Genomic DNA, 4,358 nt, shown 5'->3' on the forward strand with positions numbered 1-4,358 from the left:
TTGCACACCTGACCGATAAATCCCGCTACGTCCTTACCGTGGACGGTGTTGAGGCGGGCACGTGCCACTACGTTGACGCCGGCACTACCCGCGAGTTCAACCACACTGTCATCAAGGATGCTTTCCGCGGCCAAGGGCTGTCTGCGCCGCTGATTAAGGCAGCGCTTGATGATACCCGGGGCGTCGGCAAGCAAGTCATCGCTTCCTGCTCCGCCGTGGCGCACTTTATAGAAAAGAATCCCGAATACCGCGACCTGCTGCGGCCAGAAGGCATGTAAAAAGCGGCCCACAGTTGCCTGTGAGCCGCTGGAAGAGAATTTAGATGTAGTAGTCGGGGTCGACCAGTTTAATGCGCTCATTTGGATTGCGTGCGCGGTTCTTCGCCGGAATTCCTACCGCGATATGTTCTGCGGGAACATCCTTCGTCACCACAGCATTGGCGCCAATGGCCGATCCTTGACCGATCGTAATTGGGCCAAGCACCTTGGCGCCTGCGCCGATGACTACATTGTCTTCGACGGTGGGGTGGCGCTTGGTCTGAGTGAGTACCTGGCCACCGAGGGTGACACCGTGGTAGAGCATGACGCCATCGCCAATCTCGGCGGTTTCACCGATGACGATGCCCATGCCGTGGTCAATAAAGAAGCGACGGCCGATAGTGGCACCCGGGTGAATTTCTACGCCGGTAAAAAAGCGGTTAATTTGCGCTAATATGCGTGCGGGCCCGCGTAGCCCACGCTTCCACATCCAGTGGGAAATGCGATGAGACCACAGCGCGTGGAGGCCGGAATAAACTATTGCATTTTCGACGTCGCCGCGCGCGGCCGGATCGTGATCTCTAGCATTCGCTAAGTCTTCACGGATGTAGCTCATAATGTTCATGCTCACATAGTACTGGCATAAAAAAGGCACCCGCCAAGGTTGGCGGGTGCTTTTATTCATCCGAAGTGATTTAGGCCTCGCGGATGTCCTCGAAGAGGATGGTGGAGACGTAGCGCTCACCGAAGTCCGGCAGAACAACCACGATGGTCTTGCCCTCGAACTCTGGGCGCTCCGCCAGCTTCAAAGCTGCAGAGACGTTAGCGCCGGCGGAAATACCTACCAGCAGGCCTTCCTGGGTGGCCAAGTCACGGGAGGCCTTAATGGACTCCTCGGTGGTGGCGGTAAAGACCTCGTCGAGAAGCTCGCGGTCAAGCACCTCAGGAACGAAGTTAGCGCCAATGCCCTGGATCTTGTGCGGGCCAGCGTGGCCTTCAGACAGGACCGGGGAGTCAGATGGTTCAACTGCGGCTAGGTGCAGATCCGGGTTCTTGGACTTGAGGAAGCGGCCGACACCGGTAACGGTGCCACCGGTGCCTACGCCAGCAACGAAAGCGTCAACCTTGCCCTCGGCATCTTCCCAAATCTCTGGGCCGGTGGTTTCCTCGTGGATCTTCGGGTTTGCTTCGTTGCCGAACTGTGCAGCCAGGATAGCGTTGTCGTTCTCGGCGACGATTTCATTTGCCTTATCGACGGCGCCCTGCATGCCCGCCGCACCTGGAGTCAGCACAATCTCTGCACCGTAGGCGCGCAGCAGTACCTTGCGCTCGTTGGACATGGTCTCCGGCATAGTCAAGATGACCTTGTAGCCCAAGGTGGCGCCAGCCAAGGCCAAGGCGATGCCGGTATTGCCGGAGGTGGCCTCCACGATGGTGCCGCCCGGCTTGAGCTGGCCAGACTTCTCAGCGGTTTCCACAATGGCCTTGCCGATGCGGTCCTTCACGGAGTTGGCCGGATTAAAAGACTCAACCTTGGCAAGCACGGTAGCGCCCTTGCCCTCAGTAAGACGGTTTAGGCGGACCAGTGGGGTGCCGCCGATGGTTTCCATAATGTTGTTGTAGACAGCCATTCTGTGGACTCCTTTGGGAATCAGATTTGGATTCAAATCGCGTACAACGCAAGCGTACACTACACAAGTAGACCAGTCAGTATATTTATTCTAGACTGGGCATTCGGGCATTCCATGTGGGATTGCAGCGCCGGATAAGCCGATGGCGATTTCGAATTACCCCCACTTGCTGTCTATACTTCCATTCAGTTGCCCGCTGATCCCCAAATTCCCGGGGGAGGACGGGTACACCTGCTTGGTTACCCCCGACGAGGAAAGAGTCTCATGGAGTCCCATCGCCTCAAAGATGATGAAGAATCCGTACGCGCGGCCCTGTCGTCCCTGAAGACCGCTACAGGTATTCCGGTGACGATGTACGCCACGCTGCTACCAGATAATCGCCTGCAGATCACGCAGTGGGTGGGCCTACGTACCCCAGCGCTGCAGAATCTGATCATTGACTCCGGCGTCGGCGTAGGTGGGCGAGTGGTCAGCACCCGCCGTGCAGTAGGTGTCTCCGATTACACTCGCGCTACCACCATCTCGCACGAGAATGACCGCGTAATCCAAGACGAGGGCCTGCACTCCATCGTGGCTGTGCCAGTTACCGTGCAGCGCGAGATTCGCGGCGTCCTCTACGTAGGTGTGCACTCTCCGGTCCGTTTGGGCGACAAGGTCATCGAGGAGGTAACGATGACAGCGCGCACCCTTGAGCAGGACTTGGCTGTAAATTCCGCAATGCGCCGCGCCGACGGGGCCAAGGGTGGAGCCGCCCGTGGCCATGTCATGAACGGTGCCGAGTGGGAACAAGTACGCTCCACCCACTCCAAGCTGCGTATGCTAGCTAATCGCGTGGAAGACGAGGAGCTGCGCAAGGAGCTAGAGACTCTGTGTGACCAGATGGTTTCTCCGGTGCGCGTGAAGCAATCCACTAAACTTTCTGCCCGTGAACTCGACGTACTTTCTTGTGTGGCCCTGGGCCACACCAACGTGGAAGCGGCTGAGGAAATGGGGATCGGCGCAGAAACTGTGAAATCTTATCTGCGTTCGGTAATGCGCAAACTCGGCGCCCACACCCGCTACGAGGCGGTCAATGCCGCCCGTCGCATCGGCGCGTTGCCTTAAGAACCGGTAGCGTAGGCAGTTGTGAAAGATCAGTTTATTGTTTCCGGCGGTGCCCGCTTGGAGGGCACCGTTAAAGTAGATGGCGCGAAAAATAGCGTCCTGAAGCTCATGGCGGCATCTTTGCTGGCGGAGGGCACTACGACGCTGACCAACTGCCCAGAGATCCTGGACGTCCCCCTCATGAAGAAGGTCCTCGAGGGGCTTGGCTGCGAGGTAGTTATCGAGGGAGCTGAAGTCCGAATTACTACCCCCGCGCAGCCACAATCTAATGCGGACTTTGATGCAGTCCGCCAGTTCCGTGCATCAGTCTGCGTGCTCGGGCCGTTAACCTCTCGCTGTGGTCATGCCAAGGTAGCGCTGCCCGGCGGTGACGCGATTGGTTCCCGCCCGCTCGATATGCACCAGACGGGCTTGGAAAAGCTGGGCGCGACCACCCGTATTGAGCATGGTGCCGTCGTAGCGGAGGCTACGCATTTGCGCGGCGCAAATATCCGGCTAGATTTCCCTTCGGTGGGCGCAACCGAAAACATTCTGACCGCTGCGGTTCTCGCTGAAGGAGAAACCGTCCTCCACAACGCAGCCCGCGAGCCGGAAATCGTGGATCTGTGCACCATGCTTAAGTCCATGGGTGCTGACATCGAGGGCGAAGGTAGCTCGGTAGTAACTATCCGCGGCGTCGATAAGCTGCAGCCCACCCAGCATGAGGTTATTGGTGACCGCATTGTGGCAGGCACGTGGGCTTATGCGGCTGCTATGACTCAGGGGGACATCACGGTGGGCGGAATCTCTCCGCGTCACCTGCACCTGCCTTTGGAGAAGCTGAAGTCCGCCGGCGCAGAGCTGGAGACTTATGAGAACGGCTTCCGCGTGCGCATGGATCAGCGCCCACAGGCCGTGGACTACCAGACCCTGCCATTTCCGGGATTTCCTACCGACCTGCAACCGATGGCGATCGGTATCTCTGCCATCGCGGATGGAACTACGGTCATCACGGAGAATGTCTTTGAATCCCGCTTCCGCTTTGTAGATGAAATGCTGCGCTTAGGTGCCGACGCCCAGGTTGACGGCCATCATGTAGTAGTCCGCGGCAAAGAATGCCTTTCGTCCACCCACGTGTGGAGCTCGGATATCCGCGCTGGGGCGGGCCTCGTACTTTCCGCATTGTGCGCGGATGAGACCACTACGGTGCACGATGTATTCCACATCGACCGCGGTTATCCCAACTTTGTAGAAAACTTGCAGCGCCTCGGCGCTACGATCGAAAGAACTCAAGAAGAAGAGCTCTTTTAACTACGTCCCCAGCACACCGTTTCCCATTGTGTGCTGGGGATTTGTCTTTTTTGTTCGGGGTGGACTACATTAATCC

At 58.0% G+C, this 4,358-nt stretch carries 5 protein-coding genes; 3 read left to right on the forward strand and 2 right to left on the reverse strand.

Annotation, left to right across the window (positions count from 1 at the left end):
* The coding region (locus L8V22_RS11440; RefSeq protein WP_269966553.1) for a GNAT family N-acetyltransferase at positions 1 to 278 on the forward strand (278 nt) is incomplete at its 5' end.
* A 40-nt stretch (positions 279 to 318) separates the two neighbouring features.
* Here L8V22_RS11440 and epsC read toward each other — a convergent pair.
* Positions 319 to 882 (reverse strand): serine O-acetyltransferase EpsC, encoded by a 564-nt coding sequence (epsC, locus tag L8V22_RS11445; RefSeq protein WP_269966554.1) that lies wholly within the window; start codon positions 880 to 882, stop codon positions 319 to 321.
* 70 nt (positions 883 to 952) lie between these two features.
* On the reverse strand, positions 953 to 1,888 hold the full coding sequence (gene cysK, locus L8V22_RS11450) for a cysteine synthase A (protein ID WP_238802150.1): 936 nt from the start codon (positions 1,886 to 1,888) through the stop codon (positions 953 to 955).
* 264 nt (positions 1,889 to 2,152) lie between these two features.
* On the opposite strand from cysK, the gene ramA reads away from it, so the two are divergent.
* Positions 2,153 to 2,992, forward strand: coding sequence for an acetate metabolism transcriptional regulator RamA (gene ramA / locus L8V22_RS11455; protein ID WP_238802151.1), 840 nt, complete (start codon positions 2,153 to 2,155; stop codon positions 2,990 to 2,992).
* 21 nt (positions 2,993 to 3,013) lie between these two features.
* Positions 3,014 to 4,282 (forward strand): UDP-N-acetylglucosamine 1-carboxyvinyltransferase, encoded by a 1,269-nt coding sequence (murA, locus tag L8V22_RS11460; RefSeq protein WP_238802152.1) that lies wholly within the window; start codon positions 3,014 to 3,016, stop codon positions 4,280 to 4,282.
* Positions 4,283 to 4,358 lie beyond the last annotated feature (76 nt).

It is taken from the genome of Corynebacterium yonathiae (assembly GCF_027570195.1).
Classification (GTDB): Bacteria; Actinomycetota; Actinomycetes; order Mycobacteriales; family Mycobacteriaceae; genus Corynebacterium; species Corynebacterium yonathiae.